The organism is Algibacter lectus (genome assembly GCF_900112395.1).
Lineage (GTDB): Bacteria > Bacteroidota > Bacteroidia > Flavobacteriales > Flavobacteriaceae > Algibacter > Algibacter lectus.
On record NZ_FOLN01000006.1, the window covers coordinates 115,089 to 135,163 of the forward strand.

Consider the following 20,075-nt stretch of genomic DNA (forward strand, 5'->3'; position numbering starts at 1 on the left):
ACCATTGGAAATTTTTAATGACCTCTTAAACTTTAAAATTGTTGATATTATTGATGTAATTCTGGTAGCAGTGCTCCTTTATTATGTTTATAAACTAACAAAAGGCACAGTTGCCATCAATATTTTTATTGGTATTATTATTATTTATTTTGTTTGGAAGCTTACCGAATTTCTAGAAATGGAATTGCTTACCGGTATTTTTGGAGGCTTTATGAAAGTGGGGATTATTGCCCTAATTGTAGTCTTTCAGCCAGAAATAAGAAAGTTTTTATTAATGGTGGGTTCAACGAACTTTAACGGACGACGCAAATTTTTACAACAGTTTAAATTCTTAAAAACAGAAACTAGCGATGCTACGGATGTAGACGTTATTGTTTCGGCTTGTAACAAAATGGCCATGTCTAAAACTGGTGCTCTTATTGTTTTTGAACGTAATAACAACTTAGATTTTATTGCAGCTTCGGGTGATGAAATGAATATAAAAGTGACTCAACCAATTATAGAAAGTATCTTCTTTAAAAATAGTCCGTTGCATGATGGAGCGATTATTATAAACGACAATATCGTTAAGGCCACTCGTGTAATTCTTCCTGTTAATAATGATAAAAGCATACCCAAACGTTTTGGACTTCGTCACAGAGCGGCTATTGGTGTTACCGAAAAAACGGATGCCTTAGCACTCGTTGTAAGTGAAGAAACAGGACATATTTCGTATTTTAAAGATGGGGAGTTTGTTGTTTTTGATGATACTAATGCTCTTACCGAAATTATAAAAACAGATTTAGCTTAAATGAAATTAGCCTGTAAAAATTGCGAAAACTTACTGCTTGAAAAAAGTAATTTCTGTAATTTATGTGGCGAAAAAACAGCTTACAAACGCCTGACGGTGAAATCTTTTTTTGCTCATTTTATCAATCAGTTTTTAAGTATTGATAATAAGCTCTTAAAAACTTTTATAGATTTATTTACACAGCCTGATTTGGTTATTGATAGTTATATCAAGGGCTTTAGAAAAACATATGTAAATGTCATTTCTTATTTAGGGTTATCGATAACTCTTATGGGACTTCAGTTTTTTATTCTGAAGAAATTCTTCCCAGAATTATTACAATATGGCTCAGGACTTGAACAACCAGAAGGTTTCGATATTAATAGTGTTATGGATTTCATTACAGAATATCAAAGTGTTATTACTTTGGTATCTATTCCTGTATATTCCGTAATCTCAAGATTTGTATTTAAAAAGTCGAAAAAGTATAATGTTGCGGAACATTTCGTGATTATAACTTATACTTCGGCACACTGGTTTATTATATCATTTTTCATGATTTTAATAACTTTACCTTTTGGATTAAACTTCTACAACGCATCGCAATTAATTTCTATTCCAGCCTTGTTTTATATGGCTCATGTTTACAAAAAGCTATATGAGTTTTCGTGGAAATCAACTATATTGAGAACTATTTTATACGTCGTAATGAGCTTCCTTTTTCCGATGATTATAGCATTAATTTTCGGCATACTTTACGCAGCTTTTTATCTAAAAAATTAGTGAGCTAAACAATATCAACTAATAAAGGTTAGGCAACATCTTCCTTTAAAAACTGAACTTCATATAAATTTCTATAATAACCATTTTCTCTTTTAAGAAGTTCATTATGCGTGCCTTGCTCAACAATTTTACCAGAATCCATAACAATAATTTTATCAGCCTTTTTAATAGTTGCTAATCGATGCGCAATAACTATGGAGGTTCTGCCTTTTGTAATTTTATCGGTGGCATTTTGAATAAGTTGTTCTGAATAAGAATCTACAGACGAAGTCGCTTCATCTAAAACCAAAATACTAGGGTTAGTAACATAAGCCCGTAAAAAGGAAATAAGCTGACGCTGACCAGAAGATAGCATCACCCCACGTTCTTTTACATTATAATGATATCCGTTTGGTAACGACATAATAAAATCGTGAATCCCGATATCTTTTGCCGCTTGGTAAACTTGCTCTTCTGTAATTTCTGGATGATTTAAAGTGATATTGTTTAAAATAGTATCGGCAAACAAAAATACATCTTGTAAAACTACAGCTATTTGAGTTCTAAGAGATTCTAAGGTGACATCTTTTATATTAATTCCGTCTACTGAAATAACTCCGTCTTTAATTTCATAAAAACGGTTAAGTAAATTAATTATAGTCGATTTCCCTGCTCCTGTAGCCCCAACTATTGCAACGGTATCTCCAGATTTCACATTAAAAGAAATTCCTTTTAGTACAGCTTCATCTTCAACATAATTAAAAAACACATTTTTAAAATCAATGTCTCCTTTAAAAGTTTCTGCAATATGCGTTCCGTGATCATCAATTTGCGAAGTAGTATCTAGAACTTTAAATACGCGGTTTGCTGCAACCATTCCCATTTGTAGCGTATTAAATTTATCTGCAATTTGTCGTAGAGGCCTAAATAGCATAGGAATAAACATTATAAAGGCAATTAAATCCCCTTGAGACACATCGCTTCCTTCCAAAACCACATGTAAACCACCATACCAAGCCACTAAACCCATAGCTATAGAACCCGATAAATCTGCCAATGGAAAGAAAATAGAGTTGTACCAAACGGTTTTTAACCATCCTTTTTTATGACGCTCGTTTATGGCTTTAAACTTTTTAAACTCGGTATCTTCTCTTGTAAAAAGTTGTAGAATTTTCATTCCTGTTAATCGTTCTTGCACAAAAGAATTCAGGTTTGATACTTCCGTTCTCACTTCTTCAAAAGCCTTTTTCATTACTTTCTGAAAAATTCTTGTAGCGTATAATAATAAAGGAAGCATGATAAATACAATAATACTAAGCTTCACATTGATATAAACCATAACAGCGAAAACAACAATCATGGTCAGTAAATCTTTTACAATCATGAACAAACCTTGACCAAAAATATCGGCAATACGTTCCATATCGGTAACCGATCTTGTAATAAGCACTCCAACCGATGAATTATCGTAATACTTCATTTTAAAACGTAGTAAATGATTGAACAATTTAGTTCTTACATCTTTCACTAAATTCTGTCCTAACCATGCCGCGTAATAAATAAAACAAAGCTGTATAACCGTTTGTAGAATTAAAACCACCAACATAATAATAATGTAAAATAGAAAATCTTCTTTCAATTTTACGGCTATACTATTATCTATGGCATATTTCGTTAAATAAGGCGTTGCTGCACTGAAAGCAGCAGATAGAACCACCATAATTAATAAGCCTATAAAAACCAAATTATAAGGTTTTATGTAAGTGAATAACCTTTTAAAAAGGTTAACGTCAAATATTTTCTCTTTGGGTTTACTCATTTATATTTTTATATCTTCTGGATATTCTACTTCTATTAAATACAGACCACGAGCCGGAACAGAAAATCCAGCTTCACTCCTATTTTTAGATTCAATAATATTGTGTAAATGTGCTACCGGATTTTTACCTAAACCAATATTTATTAAAGTACCAACAATGGCGCGCACCATATTACGTAAAAAACGATCGGCTTTAATAGTAAAATGCAATTCGTCTTCTACCACTTGCCATTCGGCCTTCATTATATTACACAAAAAGGTGTTTACATTTGTTTTACTCTTAGAAAAACACTCAAAATCGTTGTATTCCAACAATATTTTAGTAGCCTCCTTCATTTTTTCAATATCTAATTTTTGCTTTACATAGTAAGCAGCATCGACATTAAAAACATTTTTCTGTAAAGAAACACGATACAAATATGTTCTACTCACGGCATGAAAACGTGTATGCACATCTTCCTTTACTTTAAATATATCGTGAATAGCAACATCTTTAGGTAAAAACGAATTAAGCTTAAACATTAAATCCACACGATCTATTTCGCCTTCAAAATCAAAATGAGCAAACATTTGCTTGGCATGCACACCAGTATCAGTACGGCCTGCACCCATTATAGAAATTGGCATATTTAATAAAATCGATAAAGCTTTTTCTAAAACTTCTTGTACCGAAATGGCATCGGGTTGTATTTGCCAACCATGATATGCTGCACCGTTATATGAAAGTTCTATAAAATATCGCAATTTGTTTTAATACTTTTGTTGAAAGAACAAATATAGTCAGTTTTAAGGTTCTTGTGAATACTCAAATCTTAATTATATATTAAAAGATTTTAATGAAAAAAATATTACTCCTTTCGGACACCCATAGTTATATAGATGATGATGTTTTAAAATATGTAAAACAAGCAGATGAAGTTTGGCATGCCGGAGATATTGGCGATTTAAAAGTAACAGATGCTATAAAAGAACTTAAACCATTAAGAGGAGTTTACGGCAATATTGATGATGCTAAAACGCGTGGTGAATTTCCGGAACACAATCGTTTTATGTGTGAAGATGTAGATGTTTGGATTACACATATTGGAGGTTACCCACCTAAATATAATTTAAGAGTGATTGAAGAAATTAGAAAAAATCCTCCAAAAATTTTTATTTCTGGGCATTCTCATATTTTAAAAGTCATGCCCGATAAAAAACTAAATGTCCTACATATGAATCCTGGTGCTGTTGGAAAACACGGCTTTCATAAAGTAAGAACCATGCTTCGCTTTACAATTGACGGTAAAAAAATTGATAACCTTGAAGTTGTAGAGTTTCCTGATAGGCATCCAAAAAACTAATTAGTTTTATGCCTTCAACTAAAAACAGAATAAAAATAAAAAACTCCGAAGTTTTTACTTCGGAGTTTTAACGCACTAATACTACTAAGATGTTAGGTCTATCGTAATCGATCTACAGATTTTACGAGGTCTTCATCCTTCTTGATGGCCTTATTAGCTAAAGCTAACAACACGATAGAAACAAGTGGAAGAAGCATCCCAATACCTTTCTCAGAAACCGCCGTCTCTCCAGATAAATTTAGAGATTGATACACAAAAAATCCTAATAAAATAAAGTTTAATATGATGTTAAGCCTCCCCAAAACAAATTGAAGTTGCCTATTTTTGAACATAAATATAGAAATTAAAGATAATACGGCCGATCCTAAAAAGAGACCAAAGTACAACATATCATCTTTAGCAAACACTATTTCATTAGTATTTGTAGTCCATAAATTGAACACAAAAATTAACCCAGCAGAGATTCCTGCTGCCACTAATAAATAAACTGTTTGAATGCGTTGTAACATATTATTTTAACTAACTAGGCAGCAAAAATAACGGTTTCTTTAAAAAAATAGCATAAAAAATTAAAATAAAGTTGTATAATTGCAGTATTAATTCTCAACAACCGCAATAACAGGCGGTTAATTCTTCAGAATAAAAATTCATTTTTTTCAAAAAACTCAATTTTATATTCAATATATAATATTCAAAATATATCAATGTTTGAAATTTCACAATTAAAAGAAAAGAAACTCACTGACCTACAGGAGATTGCTAAAAAACTGAACGTTCCTAAGTACCGTTCTTTAAAAAAACTAGATTTAGTTTATCAAATATTAGATACTCAAGCCGCAGACCCAAAAGCGGTAGATGCAGTAGTTACTCCTGCCAAACCAGTAGCAGAAAAAGCACCTGCAGCTAAACCAAAACCTAGAAAACCTAGGCAACGTGTACAAAAGCCTACTCCAAACGCAACAAATACGCCTGCCGAACAAGTAACAGAAACAAAACCAGTAGCCGAACCTAAACAAGAAAAAGCTAAGGTAGAAAATAAACCAGCCCAACAAACTGAAAAAGTTGAGGCTAAAGTAGAAAACAAACCTAAACCAAGACCGCGCCCTCAAAAGGAACGCAAAAACGATAATCAACCAAATCCAAGACCAAAGCCGCAACAAAAACGCGATCAAAACAAAAACCAGAAAAACGGTAACGTGCATGCTGGAAACAATGGTAATAAAGATAGCCGTAACCGCTACCGTGAACCAGATTTTGAATTCGACGCTATTATTGAAAGTGAAGGAGTTTTAGATATTATGCAAGATGGGTATGGATTTTTACGCTCATCAGATTACAATTACTTATCATCTCCAGATGATATATATGTATCACAATCGCAAATTAGATTATTTGGTTTAAAAGTTGGTGATACTGTTTTAGGACAAGTACGTCCACCAAAAGAAGGCGAAAAATACTTCCCTTTAATAAAAGTTAGTAAAATTAACGGCCAGAACCCAAATGTGGTTAGAGATCGTGTAGCTTTCGAACACTTAACACCTTTATTTCCTCAGGAAAAATTCAACTTAGCAGGTCGTCAAAGTACGATTTCTACTAGAATAATGGATTTATTCGCTCCAATAGGTAAAGGACAACGTGGTATGATTGTATCGCAACCAAAAACTGGTAAAACCATGTTACTTAAGGATGTTGCAAATGCTATTGCAGCAAACCATCCTGAAGTTTATCAAATGATTTTATTAATTGATGAGCGACCTGAAGAAGTAACAGACATGCAACGTAACGTTCGCGGAGAGGTTATCGCCTCAACCTTCGATAAAGAAGCGCACGAACACGTAAAAATCGCTAATATTGTTCTTGAAAAAGCCAAACGTTTGGTAGAATGTGGACACGATGTTGTTATTCTTTTAGATTCTATTACCCGTTTAGCACGTGCATACAATAGTGTACAACCTGCCTCTGGTAAAATATTAAGTGGTGGTGTAGACGCTAACGCTTTACACAAACCAAAACGTTTCTTTGGAGCGGCTCGTAACATAGAAAATGGAGGTTCGCTTACCATTATTGCTACAGCGCTTACAGAAACAGGTTCTAAAATGGACGAAGTAATTTTCGAGGAATTTAAAGGAACTGGTAATATGGAGTTACAATTAGATAGAAAAATATCTAACCGTAGAATTTTCCCTGCCATCGATCTTACCTCTTCAAGCACACGTCGCGACGATATTTTACTCGATGCTAACACCATACAACGTATGTGGGTAATGCGTAAATACCTTGCAGATATGAATCCGGTAGAAGCCATGGAATTTATAAACGAGCGTTTTAAACAAACCCGAAATAACGAAGAGTTTTTAATCTCAATGAACGGATAAAGCCTTCAAAATATACACAAAGCCTTAATGTAAAAGTTAAGGCTTTTTTTTTTACCATAATTTTGGCGTTACCACAAGGGTCACGCTTTCCGTTACTAGTTTTGGCTCGATGCTCGCCTCGCCAAAAGCTAACCACTACAATCGCTAACGCAAGTTTAGGCCTTAATTATGTTTAATTATTATAAAACAACAAACACTTAAAGCATTAACTTTTAGGTTCTGTTCTTCTTTCTAATTAACACTAAAACAGAACAAAAGCTAACAATTTTCAGTCTAAATCAAATGTAAAGCGGTATTTAGTAGACTTTATTTCATGTTTTATCGAAAATACTTATAATACATATTTTGTTATTGAAATAGTTACTATTTTTGACACGCTATTAAGCTATTAATTAATTCAAATCTGAAAAATGATGAACAACAACAAAAAATCTCTTGTTAATATAATTGGTGCTCTCGCTATTATATTAGCATTCACTTTCTCTACTAACGCAAACGCGACTTCAGTTAGTGCTGTTTCAACTACAAATGTAACTTTAGCAACTACACACTTTATGGTTGTAGGTGGTGGTCGTTCTAGAACATGTAACTGGGGACATAAACGATGCTATACTAGACATTATGGTTCTCCTAAATGTGGATCATGTGGTCATAACAGTCACAGTGGTGGTTGCAGTGGTGGTGGATCAACTCCAACTCCTCCAGACTCAGTACCTTTAGATGGTGGTCTTGGTTTCCTTATGTTAGGAGCTGCTGCTTTAGGTGTTAAAAAATTACGTGGAAAGAAAGATGCTAAATCTTAAATCTTTACAAAAAGACATACCATTACCAATAAGGCTTTTTCTCGGAAAAGCCTTATTGCTTTTTATAATATGGAAGGTTATATATTCTGGCTTTCTATATGACTCTCAATACCTAGATCACCCATTAACTACACACGTTGCTAAAGCCTCTACTTATCTCTTAAATAACTTAGGAGGTATGAGTGATTTTTCTACAGAAAGGGAAAACACAAGTTTTATTTTCGAAGGCGGAGAAACCGTAAGCGAAATATCTGCTATTTATCACTACGATTACATTTCACTATACATTGCTAATGCCTGTAACGGTTTAGAAGTGTTTGTACTTTATATTGGATTTATTATTTGTATGCCTTCATCATTTTGGAGGAAAACAAAATATATCATTCTTGGTATTCTACTTTTAGATGTTATAAACATTTTAAGATGTGTAGGCCTTATCTATTTAAAAGAATATTTCGACGTTTACTTTGATTTTGCTCACCATTACCTTTTTAAAGCTGTAGTATACACAGCGACATTAATAATTTGGGGTTACTTTGCCCGTAAAATTCATTTAAAAAATGAAACTGTATAAATCAGATAAAGTTCGCTTCATTGTTGGGCTTATATTAATTATTATTGTTTACTCTTGGTATTACATCTATTTTGCAGAAAACAAGAACACAGCCTCTATTCCATCGAAAATTAGGCACATTATCACCTTTGCTACAACTCTAGCTGTTTATTTTATAGGTACTTTTCATTTAGGAAAACTAAAAGACACCTGGATGTCGTCGCTTTGGCATTTTATTCATATCTCTGGTTTATTTATAATTGGAGTCATGGGGCTTTTCGATTGGTTTATTCATGAAATATCACTAAACGCAAGACACTTCGCTGGAGGCATTCAAGAAATGCTTATTTCTCCTGTTTTATATTTTGCAATGGGTTTACTTAACAGAACCTTCAACAAATAAATAAAAGGTCTTTGTATTATTTTATTCTAAACTAACACAACTACCCTAACTATACTCAATAAATACTATTTTGTTTTATAGACGGTATAATTAATAACATAAAAAAAAGCCCTTGACATTAAAAAATGTCAAGGGCTTTTTTTTATGTTCTACAACCTATTACCTAAGTTCTTCTACAGCGTAAAATTTAATAGCGTGCAAAAAGCTCTTTGTACTCTCTTAAATCGGCTATATTACCTTTGTTGTTAAGATTTTTAGTTAACGCTATTAAGTATTTTAAACTCTCTACCGGCGTATCTAAATCATTTACCGCTTCTGCGCCTTCTTCCTCATCTTCTAAAGGCTCATCATCAAGTATAGGAATAAGGAATGTACTATTCTCTTCTAAATGCTCGTAAGTTAGCCTTAATACTTTTACCACTAAAGGTATTTGCTCTTCTAAAGCATAAGTTCTTAATTCCTTAATATCGTCGATTAGCGCTTCTTTATTAATACCTGACTCATCAAGATCCTTAAGAATTTTATCGACTAATTTATTTGCTTTTTGATTTTCCAACGGTGCTATTATTATGTGGTTAATAAACTTATTCTATTTGCAAATTTATATTTTTAAATTACTTTTCGCACTATAAAGCGCATTAAAAAAATCCAAAAAAAAAGCTTCTCATTTCTGAGAAGCTTTTAGTATCATAAATTTTAAATCACTCTTAAAGTGCAGCAACAAATTTCGCTAAACCAGATTTAAGGTTTGCAGCTTTGTTTGCGTGAATTACGTTCTTCTTAGCTAATCTATCTAACATAGATACAACTGAAGGATATAAAGTTTCAGCTTCGCTCTTATCAGTTAACTCACGTAATTTCTTGATAGCATTACGAGTTGTTTTATGCTGATATTTGTTAGTTAAACGCTTTGCTTCGTTACTTCTAATTCTTTTTAATGCTGACTTATGATTTGCCATTTTGTTTTTTCTTAATTTTTTAAAATTGTAGCCCGTAGGGGAATCGAACCCCTCTTACCAGGATGAAAACCTGGCGTCCTAGCCGATAGACGAACGGGCCATTATTTTTTGAGTGTGCAAATATAAAACTTTTATTTTAACTTGCAAATTTATTTTTTCAAATAAAATATTTTCTTTTCAAATAACTTAACAATGTTTTCCATTGCGGGTGCAAAGATACATCTTAATTTAAGTTCTGCAAGTTTTTTTAAAAGTTTTTTGCATTTTTTTTTAATTAATATGCCTTTGCAAATAACACTCTTCCTTTCGATGGTTTCCCTGAATAGACACACACTCCATCTTCTTCCTTGAATTCCAAAGGAATACATCTAATAGTGGCTTTTGTTATCTCTTTTATCTTATCTTCTGTCTCAATTGTACCATCCCAATGCGCAGAAATAAATCCTGTTTTGTTTTCTAAAATATTTTTAAATTCTTCAAAAGAATTCACTTCCGTAATGTGAGAATCTCTAAAATCTAATGCTTTTTTAAACAAACCATCTTGCATTTCTTTTAATAAACCCTCAATAATTTCTGTTAAATCGCTTAAAGCAACAACTTGTTTTGTTAAAGTATCCCGTCTTGCTATCTCAACAGTTCCGTTTGCGAGGTCTCTTGCTCCAATTGCTATGCGTAATGGCACACCTTGCAACTCGTGTTGTGCAAATTTAGCTCCTGGCCTATGCGTGGTTCTATTATCAAATTTAACCGTCATGTTTTTACTTCGTAGATCGCCCATTATAGTATTTGCGACTTCCGTAATAGCGTTTAAATCTTCTTCCGTTTTATATATAGGAACAATTACAACTTGGTTTGGGGCTAAACTTGGAGGCAGAACTAATCCAAGATCATCACTATGCGTCATTATTAAAGCGCCCATTAATCGTGTTGAAACTCCCCATGAAGTTGCCCAAACATAATCTTGCTTCCCTTCTTTATTAGCAAACTTAACATCAAATGCTTTTGCAAAGTTTTGCCCTAAAAAGTGAGAGGTTCCTGCTTGCAATGCTTTTCCGTCTTGCATTAAGGCTTCAATACAATAAGTTTCATCGGCACCTGCAAAACGCTCACTTTCTGTTTTTAATCCTTGAATAACTGGTATAGCCATAAACTTTTCAGCAAATGTTGCATATACATTATTCATTGTTTCCGCTTCTGTTAGCGCTTCTGCTTTAGTTTCATGAGCGGTATGCCCTTCTTGCCATAAAAACTCAGCGGTACGTAAAAACAAACGTGTACGCATTTCCCAGCGCACTACATTAGCCCATTGGTTTATTAATAAAGGTAAATCACGGTAAGATTGTACCCAACCACGAAATGTATTCCATATAATAGCTTCAGACGTTGGCCTAACAATAAGCTCTTCTTCTAACTTAGCTTCCGGATCTACACGTAACTTACCTGGTCTATCAGGATCGTTCTGTAATCTATAATGTGTAACAATAGCACATTCTTTAGCAAAACCTTCAGCATTCTTTTCTTCAGCTTCAAATAAACTTTTCGGTACAAAAAGAGGGAAATAAGCGTTTTGATGTCCTGTTTCTTTAAACATTTTATCTAATTCCGCTTGCATTTTCTCCCAAATAGCATAGCCGTAAGGCTTGATTACCATGCAACCTCTAACAGCAGAGTTCTCCGCTAGGTCGGCTTTTACAACGAGTTCGTTATACCACTTAGAATAATCTTCTGCTCTACTAGTAAGTTTTTTGCTCATATTGATGTTTTGGCACAAAAATTGTGATTATGTTAAATAATAAAATAGTTCAGCAAAACTAACTATTTTTGTAGTGTCCAACAATAAAATTATACAGATATGCAATTAAATAGCTACTTAAAACAAAAAATGCCAAACTTAGCACTGCTTGCTTTGCTAATTGGTGTGTCATCTTGTGGCTCATATCAATACGTAGGTGTTGACAATGATGGAATTTATGGCGAGGAAACTGTTCGCGTTGTTCAAAACGAAGAAACAGAAGTTGCAACTCCAAGCAGCTCAAATAGTAAATATTACGAAAACTATTTTAAAACAGGTGCTTTAGAAACCGAACAAATGATAGTGAATAGCGAGATTTTCACAGATATTGATAGTTATGAAAGTGACAATTATACTGATGAAGAAGCTATTATAACAGATAATACATACCAAGGTTATGCAGGCTGGGGACAAGCCACCAACAACGTTACTATTAACTATATAGACAATGGATGGAATAACTACGGATGGAATAATTGGGGTTACAACAGTTGGGAATGGAATAGATATAACAATTGGGGTTGGAACAGATTTAACAACTGGGGCTACTATAATCCATACCGTTATGGAGGTTACAACAATATTTTTTATGGCGGTTATGGCGGCTGGGGTTATTACAACAACTGGAGCTACAATGGTTTTAACGGATACTGGGGTAACAGAGGTGGTTACTACAACTACAATAATAGAAATTACAAGAATAACCGAGTAGCATACAATGCTAGTAGAAGAACTAGCTATGGAACTGCAGTAAACACAAATCGTCGTACTAGTGCTTCAACTACTTCAGGACGTAGTAGCTCTACTTCAAAATACAATACTACAACGAGAAGAAGTAGCACATCTAGTTCTACAATCAACGGCAACACAGTTAGAAGAAGCTCAACACCTAGCTCAACAACTTCAAGAAGAACATCTACTGTAACTAGAACGCCGTCTACAAATTCAACATCGAGATCAACATCAACTACAACAAGACGTAGTTCTACATACACGCCATCAACAAGCAGTAGAAGCTCTTCACCTTCAAGCACAAGATCTTCATCTAGCTCAAGAAGCTCTACTTACACACCAAGCACAAGAAGCTCATCAAGTTCTAATGGATCAACCACAAGATCATCAAGTAGCAGTAGTAGCCGAAGTTCAGGTAGCACAAGATCCTCATCTAGCGGAGGAAGACGTCGTTAATTCATTCTAAGAAAAAAAAAGAAAACTATTTATATATGAAAAAGTTAAGTTTACTATTCATAGGTGTATTCTCTATGTCTAATATATACGCTCAAGATATTAGTGACGCCTTACGCTACTCGCAAGATGAAATTCAAGGAAGCGCCAGATTTAGAGCGTTAAGCGGTGCCTTTGGTGCTCTTGGAGGTGATTTGAGTGCAGTAAGTATAAACCCTGCTGGCTCGGCTGTATTCAGTCAAAGTCACGCATCGTTTTCATTAATAAGTGCAGATAAAAACAACACTGCAAACTATTTTGGAAACATTGAAAAAACAAACGATTCTAAATTAGATTTAAACCAAGGTGGAGCCGCTTTTGTTTTTAAAAGTAATAATAATTCGCCATGGAGAAAATTTACTTTAGCCATAGCTTACGACAGAACGAATGACCATAATAATAGTTGGTATGCTGAAGGAATTGGCAACACCTCTATAGATCAATATTTTTTAGACTATACTAGAAATACAGTAATTCCTTTTGGTGTTTTAAAACTACAAGGTGATGAATTCATAGAAAATGCTTATGCTGATATAGGTGCAATTCCAGAAGTTGGTTTTAAATACCAACAAGCTTTTTTAGGATATTGGGGAGGAATCATAGACCCATTAAATACTGACGACACTACAAATAATGATAATATAGATTATGTAAGTATCTTGAGCGGATCTCCATACAACCAAACTTATTCTAAAATATCTACAGGTTATAATGGAAAGATTAGTTTCAACTTTGCAACCCAATATGAAGATAATTTATACTTAGGTATAAATTTGAACTCTCATTTTATAGACTACCAACAATCTAATTTTTTTACTGAAAATAACGACGTCGAATTTGAAAACAATTTAGCTACTACCGGAAATGGGTTTTCATTTCAATTAGGAGCTATTTTAAAAATTACACCAGAACTCCGTATGGGGTTAGCTTACGATTCACCTACTTGGTATACAATTCAAGAAGAAGCAAGTCAGTCGATTTATTCACTTGAAGCAGACGACGAGATTGGTTTTATCTCTAACATTATTAACATTTACCCAGAATACAAACTACAAACACCAGGGGAATTTACAGGGAGTATAGCTTATATTTTTGGACAACAAGGTTTAATTAGTTTCGATTATTCGAATAAAAACTATGCCAACACTACATTTAAACCAGAAGTAGATTATACAGATTTAAACGCAGATATTACAAACGTATTAACCTCTGCTTCTACTTACCGTTTTGGTGGTGAGTACAAAGTGAAACAATTAAGTTTTAGAGGTGGTTATAGATTTGAAGAAAGCCCATATACCGATGGTGTTACTGTTGGAGATTTAAATGGATTCTCTTTAGGTTTGGGATATAATTTTGGTAACACAAAATTAGATTTAACCTTCGATCAGGCTAAACGCTCATACCAAACTTCATTATACAATGTTGGACTAATTGATACCGTCGATATCGATAGAGTAAACTCTAATGTTACACTATCTTTAAGCTTCAATATCTAGTAAATATTTCAATTTTAAAACACTTAAAAAGCTTGAACTTTAAAATGTTCGAGCTTTTTTCATTTTAATTGTAATATTTAAAAGAGAAAACAGACCAAGTAGAAACAACAATTATATGTTAAGATAAAACATAACAAAACGGAATTACTTATCTTTGCAGACTTAAAAATAAGATATTTTTCGCAAATGAAAATGGATAATAATATAGAAGAACACGATACTTTGGGCGAAGACCATATTGGAACATCAGCAGATACGCCTTTAAGGAATGATGCTTTTACCCTTTCTGACTCAGAGAAAATAGACATTATTAAAGACGATGTACGTCACATTTTAGAAACATTAGGGTTAGATTTAACCGACGATAGTTTGAGTGGTACACCTAATCGTGTTGCAAAAATGTTTGTAAACGAAATTTTTGGTGGCTTAGACCCTAAGAAAAAACCAAAAGCATCTACTTTTGACAACAAATACAAGTATGGAGAAATGCTTGTTGAAAAAAACATAACAGTATACTCAACATGCGAACACCATTTATTACCAATTGTTGGAAGAGCACACATTGCTTATATCTCTAACGGAACGGTAGTTGGTTTATCTAAAATGAACCGTGTTGTAGATTATTATGCAAAGCGCCCACAAGTTCAAGAGCGTTTAACAATTCAAGTTGTAAAAGCATTACAAGAAGTATTAAACACAGACGATGTTGCTTGCGTTATAGATGCTAAGCACTTATGCGTAAACTCTAGAGGTATTCGTGATATTGAGAGCAGTACTGTAACTTCAGAATTTGGTGGTAAATTTAAAGAAGAATCTACTAGAAGAGAGTTTTTAGATTACATTAAATTAGAAACTAAATTTTAAGTTTTTAATTTATTCACTCTCGATTTTCAATCAACAACATCTCAACCTAACAACATTTAACGCATGCAACTTTTCGAGCATAACCCTATCAAAATATACAATTCTCTTTCAGGAAAAAAAGAAACCTTTACACCTATTGAAACTGGCTATGTTGGTATGTATGTTTGTGGACCTACAGTTTACAGCAATGTGCACTTAGGTAATGTTAGAACATTTATGTCTTTCGATATGGTGTTTCGTTATTTAAAACATTTAGGCTATAAAGTACGCTACGTACGGAACATCACAGATGCTGGACATTTAGAAAACGATGCAGATGCTGGTGAAGATAAAATTACTAAAAAAGCACGCTTAGAGCAAATAGAACCTATGGAAGTAGTACAACGCTACACTGTAGATTTTCATAATATATTAAACACGTTCAATTTTTTACCGCCAAGTATAGAACCTACGGCAACAGGACATATTATTGAACAAATTGAATTAATTTCTACCATTATCGAAAATGGTTTTGGTTACGAAGTAAACGGATCTGTATATTTTGATGTTCATAAATTTAATGAAACTCATGAATACGGAAAATTAAGTAAACGTAAACTTGAAGATTTAATTCACAATACAAGAGAACTCGACGGACAAAGTGATAAGAGAAATCCACAAGATTTTGCCCTTTGGAAAAGAGCAGAACCTCAACACATTATGCGTTGGCCTTCGCCTTGGAGCGATGGTTTTCCTGGATGGCATTTAGAATGTACTGCCATGAGTACAAAGTATTTAGGAGAGCAATTTGATATTCATGGTGGTGGAATGGATTTAAAATTTCCACATCACGAATGTGAAATTGCACAAAATGAAGCAGCCAAAGGAAAATCGCCTGTAAACTATTGGATGCACGCCAATATGCTCGAATTAAACGGACAACGTATGTCTAAATCTACCGGAAACACGGTAAATCCAGACGAGTTACTTTCGGGTAATAACGATTTTTTCAGTAAAGCATATGCGCCTAGTGTTATTAGATTTTTTATAGCACAATCGTCATACAGAAGTGTTTTAGATTTAACTAATGATGGTTTATTAGCCAGTGAAAAAGGTTTTTACAGACTAATGGATGCTGTTAATTTATTAGAAAAATTAGAAGTATCAAAAGCATCAACTATAAATATCAATGCTTGGAGACAATCTTGCTATGATGCTATGAACGATGATTTTAACTCGCCGATTTTAATTGCTAATTTATTTGAAGCAGCAAAATATATTAACCAAATAAAAGAAGGTAAAGAAACTATTTCTGCCGAAGATTTAGCAACTTTAACAAATACCATGAACATCTTCGTTTTTGATGTTTTAGGCTTAGAAAACGTAGTTAAAAACGATTCTGGAACCGATAAATTAACTGGTGCTGTAAATGTTTTAATAAAACTAAGACAAGAAGCTCGAGCTAATAAAGATTTTGCTTTATCTGATAAAATTCGTGACGAACTAGCCGAAGCCGGTATCTTGCTAAAAGATGGTAAAGACGGTACAACCTATTCGGTTAACTAACACTTTCTTTTTTGTAGAAATTCAGAAAGCTACTTTATAACTTAAGGTTTTATAATCTTATTTAGATCTTATGCTGAAAAAAATATTAGTAGCACCATTTCTATTCTTAATAAAGGTTTATCAAAAACTGATATCGCCACTCACACCTGCAACCTGTAGGTTCCACCCTACTTGCTCGCAATACTCTAAAGAAGCCTTAGAAAAACATGGCATCCTTAAAGGCGGTTGGTTAGCTATAAAACGTGTTTTTAGCTGTCATCCTTGGGGAGGTTCAGGATACGATCCTGTTCCTGAAAAAGACAAGAAATAAACAGCTTACAAACTAAAGCTCTTCCAGCTCTTTTACGTTTTCATTAAAGAAATAGAACTGATTTTTGTGCCAATATGTATTTTCAAACAACGTAATTCCAGAAGCAGTGTTTCCATTTCTTTGTAAAATATCTTTAGCCTTGTTGTAGTATAATTTGGTATTTGGTAAATCTTTCAACTTATAGTAAGTCATAGCAAGTCCAAGCATAGCATCAAAGTCTAACGAATCAAATTTTAACGCCGTTTCAAAATCCGAAACAGCATTTTTATATTTCCCTAAAAGCAAATGAGTTGTCCCTCTATAGAAATAAGCAAACCCGTTATTTTCATTCAATCGTAATACTGTCGAAAAATCATTTTTTGCTTTCTTATAGTAATTAATACTCAACAAAAACACACCACGATTGTAGTACGTATCTGCCGACGGATCCATGAGTACCGCCACTGTATAATCTTTTAAGGCTTGTTTGTAATTCTCTAATTTCTCAAAAACCAAACCACGCAACGTATACCCTTTTGGATAATATGGCTCCTTACTTAGCAAATCATTAAGCACCTCAATAGTTCCTGTATAATCGCTTAAATCGAAATTAGCACAAGCCAAACTATAAAGCGCATCCAAGAAATTAGGATCTATTTTTACAGCATCTCTATAATCCTGCCTAGCACCTTCAAAATCTTCTAAGCTATATCGAGCATTACCACGATTAAAGTAACTATCGGCATCAGGCTCTGTAATTATTATTTTAGAATAATCGATTATAGCTCCCGAGTAATCACCCAAGTCATTTTTTGCAATTGCACGATAAAAATAAGCATCTAACTTATCCGAGTCTAAACTAATTACCTGAGTTAAAAGCTCAATGCGCTCGCTTAAATCTTCAGTTTTTAAGGCTTGACGAAACAATTTATTTGCCTGACCAAATATCAATATTGGTACAACAACTAAAATTAAAGTAAAATATTTTTTCATATTATATTAATTCAACAATTAATATGCCATTTATATGGCTTCTGCAATTTTTTATGAAAGGTAATTATTTTTTAGATAATACTATACATTTTCTATTCGGCAAAGGCATTCATTTTTTCGGGCGTTTCCCTTCGGGGCAGGCTTTCACTACTCGCTCCCTCCTATGGTCGGGGAGCTCAAACAAGCCGTTCAATCCTTAACGCGGGGCTTTTTATTGATTTATTTATCAATTTCAAACAAAGTTTATGTCATTCACACTAAAATTTCATAAACCAAAAAAGACCATCTAAAAATTTTAGATGGTCTTTTAAAAATATATGTTTTAAGATTTATTCTCCTAAAAATGGGTAACGGTAATCTTTAGGTGTTACAAACGTTTCTTTTATCATTCTTGGTGACACCCAACGTAATAAGTTTTGTGCACTTCCAGCTTTATCATTAGTTCCAGATGCTCTTGCGCCTCCAAATGGTTGCTGTCCTACAACGGCACCGGTTGGTTTATCATTAATATAGAAGTTTCCTGCCGCATTTTGTAAAGCTTCAGTTGCCTGAGTTACTGCATATCTATCGGTAGATAAAATAGCTCCAGTTAATGCATAATCACTTGTTTCATCAACTAACTTTAATGTTTCCGCGTAAGCGTTATCCTCATACACGTAAATAGTAATTACAGGGCCAAATAGCTCTGTACTCATAGTTGTATATTTAGGGTTTGTTGTAAGTATAACAGTTGGCTCTATAAAGTAACCTTTGCTTTTATCATAACCTCCACCAACAATAATTTCTGCATCAGCATCTGCTTTAGCCTGATCAATATATTTAGCTAATTTATCAAAAGAACCCTCGTGAATAACAGCAGTAATAAAGTTACTCATATCTTCTGGAGAACCCATTTTAAAAGAGTTTACATCTTCTATCACAAAATTCTTTACATCACTCCATAAACTTTTTGGAATGTAAGCACGAGATGCCGCACTACATTTTTGACCTTGAAATTCAAATGCTCCACGAACAATTGCCGTTGCAACTTGCTTAGCATTTGCCGATTTGTGAGCTACAATAAAATCTTTCCCTCCTGTTTCTCCAACAATTTTTGGGTACGTTTTATAAGTATGGATGTTATTCCCTATTTGTTTCCAAAGTTCTTTAAATACATAAGTAGAACCTGTAAAGTGTAATCCAGAAAAATCTGGACTAGCCAATACCGTATCTGTAATCATTACTGGATCTCCAAAAACAACGTTAATAACGCCAGCAGGAACACCTGCTTCTTTAAACACATCCATAATAACTTTTGCAGAATACACTTGGCTATCACTAGGTTTCCAAACTACAACGTTCCCCATTAATGCCATACAAGCTGGTAAATTTCCAGCAATAGCAGTAAAGTTAAATGGTGTTACAGCATATGTAAAACCTTCTAGTGGGCGATACTCAACACGGTTCCAGGCATCACTTGTGCTTTCTGGTTGCTCCATGTAAATATCCGACATAAACTGTACGTTAAAACGTAAAAAGTCGATAAGCTCACAAGCTGCATCAATTTCTGCTTGGTATATGTTTTTAGATTGCGCAATCATGGTTGCTGCATTAATTTTAGCTCGGTATGGACCTGCTATTAATTCGGCAGCCTTTAAAAAGATTCCTGCACGTTGCTCCCAAGGTAGTAAACTCCATGTTTTTCTAGCTTCTAGGGCAGTAGCAATAGCATCATCAATATGTTTTTGCTCTGCTACGTGATAAGTTCCAACCACATGTTTGTGATCGTGCGGAGGAGACATTGTTCTGGTGTTACCCGTTTCAACGTCCTCACCGTTTATGTACAAAGGAACGTCCACTTTACTATTAAACATTGTTTTATAAGCCTCTAAAACTTCCGCTCTTTCAGGACTTCCTGGTGCGTAAGATTTTACAGGTTCGTTAACAGCAACTGGCACGTTAAAAAAGCCTTTTCCCATGATTTTCTATTTTTCGTTATTGAATATTCAGTAAATACACGACAAATCTAATAATTTTAAAATGATTTTCAAGATACAAAGACTCATAAAACATCGTTAATTTATAATAAATTATTATAACTGCTTTA

General features: G+C 33.7%; 20 protein-coding genes and 1 tRNA gene. 12 read left to right on the top strand and 9 right to left on the bottom strand.

Annotation, left to right across the window (positions count from 1 at the left end; all coding sequences use genetic code 11):
• Positions 1 to 4 precede the first annotated feature (4 nt).
• Entirely contained in the window at positions 5 to 790 is a 786-nt protein-coding gene (locus tag BM246_RS11855; RefSeq protein ID WP_074938125.1) for a diadenylate cyclase, read from the top strand.
• Positions 791 to 1,552: a DUF3667 domain-containing protein gene (locus tag BM246_RS11860; RefSeq protein WP_042503078.1), complete on the top strand. Its 762-nt coding sequence runs from the start codon at positions 791 to 793 to the stop codon at positions 1,550 to 1,552.
• A 28-nt stretch (positions 1,553 to 1,580) separates the two neighbouring features.
• Here the strand turns inward: BM246_RS11860 and BM246_RS11865 are convergent, their stop codons facing one another.
• Positions 1,581 to 3,350: an ABC transporter ATP-binding protein gene (locus BM246_RS11865; RefSeq protein WP_042503080.1), complete on the bottom strand. Its 1,770-nt coding sequence runs from the start codon at positions 3,348 to 3,350 to the stop codon at positions 1,581 to 1,583.
• Positions 3,351 to 4,094: a tRNA pseudouridine(38-40) synthase TruA gene (truA, locus tag BM246_RS11870; RefSeq protein ID WP_042503081.1), complete on the bottom strand. Its 744-nt coding sequence runs from the start codon at positions 4,092 to 4,094 to the stop codon at positions 3,351 to 3,353.
• A 92-nt stretch (positions 4,095 to 4,186) separates the two neighbouring features.
• Here truA and BM246_RS11875 point away from each other — a divergent pair, with 92 nt between their 5' ends.
• Positions 4,187 to 4,693, top strand: coding sequence for a metallophosphoesterase family protein (locus BM246_RS11875; protein ID WP_074938127.1), 507 nt, complete (start codon positions 4,187 to 4,189; stop codon positions 4,691 to 4,693).
• A gap of 98 nt (positions 4,694 to 4,791) precedes the next feature.
• Here the strand turns inward: BM246_RS11875 and BM246_RS11880 are convergent, their stop codons facing one another.
• Entirely contained in the window at positions 4,792 to 5,202 is a 411-nt protein-coding gene (locus BM246_RS11880; protein ID WP_074938129.1) for a DUF4293 domain-containing protein, read from the bottom strand.
• A gap of 195 nt (positions 5,203 to 5,397) precedes the next feature.
• Between BM246_RS11880 and rho the strand changes: the two genes are divergently transcribed.
• From rho to BM246_RS11900, 4 genes are all read left to right on the top strand, one after another.
• Positions 5,398 to 7,068: a transcription termination factor Rho gene (gene rho, locus BM246_RS11885; protein ID WP_074938131.1), complete on the top strand. Its 1,671-nt coding sequence runs from the start codon at positions 5,398 to 5,400 to the stop codon at positions 7,066 to 7,068.
• Positions 7,069 to 7,478: 410 nt separating this feature from the next.
• Positions 7,479 to 7,871 carry a PID-CTERM protein-sorting domain-containing protein gene (locus BM246_RS11890; RefSeq protein WP_139221889.1) on the top strand — a complete coding sequence of 131 codons (393 nt, stop codon included), beginning with the start codon at positions 7,479 to 7,481 and terminating at the stop codon, positions 7,869 to 7,871.
• Complete coding sequence (locus BM246_RS11895) at positions 7,858 to 8,445, top strand: exosortase/archaeosortase family protein (protein ID WP_074938135.1); 588 nt, start codon at positions 7,858 to 7,860, stop codon at positions 8,443 to 8,445. The genes BM246_RS11890 and BM246_RS11895 overlap by 14 nt, the downstream gene beginning before the upstream one ends.
• Positions 8,432 to 8,827 (top strand): hypothetical protein, encoded by a 396-nt coding sequence (locus BM246_RS11900; RefSeq protein ID WP_042503087.1) that lies wholly within the window; start codon positions 8,432 to 8,434, stop codon positions 8,825 to 8,827. The genes BM246_RS11895 and BM246_RS11900 overlap by 14 nt, the downstream gene beginning before the upstream one ends.
• A 187-nt stretch (positions 8,828 to 9,014) precedes the next feature.
• On the opposite strand, the gene BM246_RS11905 is transcribed toward BM246_RS11900, so the two are convergent.
• From BM246_RS11905 to proS, 4 genes are all read right to left on the bottom strand, one after another.
• The gene (locus tag BM246_RS11905; RefSeq protein ID WP_042497304.1) at positions 9,015 to 9,383 is read right to left on the bottom strand and encodes a hypothetical protein; all 369 of its coding nucleotides are present in this window, start codon (positions 9,381 to 9,383) and stop codon (positions 9,015 to 9,017) included.
• A 151-nt stretch (positions 9,384 to 9,534) separates the two neighbouring features.
• Positions 9,535 to 9,786 carry a 30S ribosomal protein S20 gene (gene rpsT / locus BM246_RS11910; protein WP_042497482.1) on the bottom strand — a complete coding sequence of 84 codons (252 nt, stop codon included), beginning with the start codon at positions 9,784 to 9,786 and terminating at the stop codon, positions 9,535 to 9,537.
• A 28-nt stretch (positions 9,787 to 9,814) separates the two neighbouring features.
• Positions 9,815 to 9,886, bottom strand: a tRNA-Glu gene (locus tag BM246_RS11915).
• Positions 9,887 to 10,060: 174 nt separating this feature from the next.
• Entirely contained in the window at positions 10,061 to 11,539 is a 1,479-nt protein-coding gene (proS, locus tag BM246_RS11920; protein WP_074938137.1) for a proline--tRNA ligase, read from the bottom strand.
• Positions 11,540 to 11,638: 99 nt separating this feature from the next.
• Between proS and BM246_RS11925 the strand changes: the two genes are divergently transcribed.
• The 5 genes from BM246_RS11925 (at position 11,639) to yidD (ending at position 17,017) form a co-directional block, all read left to right on the top strand.
• Positions 11,639 to 12,766: a hypothetical protein gene (locus BM246_RS11925; protein ID WP_074938139.1), complete on the top strand. Its 1,128-nt coding sequence runs from the start codon at positions 11,639 to 11,641 to the stop codon at positions 12,764 to 12,766.
• A gap of 35 nt (positions 12,767 to 12,801) precedes the next feature.
• Positions 12,802 to 14,298: an OmpP1/FadL family transporter gene (locus BM246_RS11930; RefSeq protein ID WP_074938141.1), complete on the top strand. Its 1,497-nt coding sequence runs from the start codon at positions 12,802 to 12,804 to the stop codon at positions 14,296 to 14,298.
• Between the two features lie 186 nt (positions 14,299 to 14,484).
• Entirely contained in the window at positions 14,485 to 15,162 is a 678-nt protein-coding gene (folE, locus tag BM246_RS11935; protein WP_042497298.1) for a GTP cyclohydrolase I FolE, read from the top strand.
• Positions 15,163 to 15,225: 63 nt separating this feature from the next.
• Complete coding sequence (gene cysS / locus BM246_RS11940; protein ID WP_042497296.1) at positions 15,226 to 16,707, top strand: cysteine--tRNA ligase; 1,482 nt, start codon at positions 15,226 to 15,228, stop codon at positions 16,705 to 16,707.
• Positions 16,708 to 16,777: 70 nt separating this feature from the next.
• Entirely contained in the window at positions 16,778 to 17,017 is a 240-nt protein-coding gene (yidD, locus tag BM246_RS11945) for a membrane protein insertion efficiency factor YidD (RefSeq protein WP_042503093.1), read from the top strand.
• 12 nt (positions 17,018 to 17,029) lie between these two features.
• On the opposite strand, the gene BM246_RS11950 is transcribed toward yidD, so the two are convergent.
• The gene (locus BM246_RS11950) at positions 17,030 to 17,989 is read right to left on the bottom strand and encodes a tetratricopeptide repeat protein (RefSeq protein ID WP_074938144.1); all 960 of its coding nucleotides are present in this window, start codon (positions 17,987 to 17,989) and stop codon (positions 17,030 to 17,032) included.
• 329 nt (positions 17,990 to 18,318) lie between these two features.
• A complete protein-coding gene (pruA, locus tag BM246_RS11955; protein WP_042497287.1) occupies positions 18,319 to 19,947 on the bottom strand; it encodes an L-glutamate gamma-semialdehyde dehydrogenase in 1,629 nt (542 codons plus the stop codon).
• Positions 19,948 to 20,075: the final 128 nt, after the last annotated feature.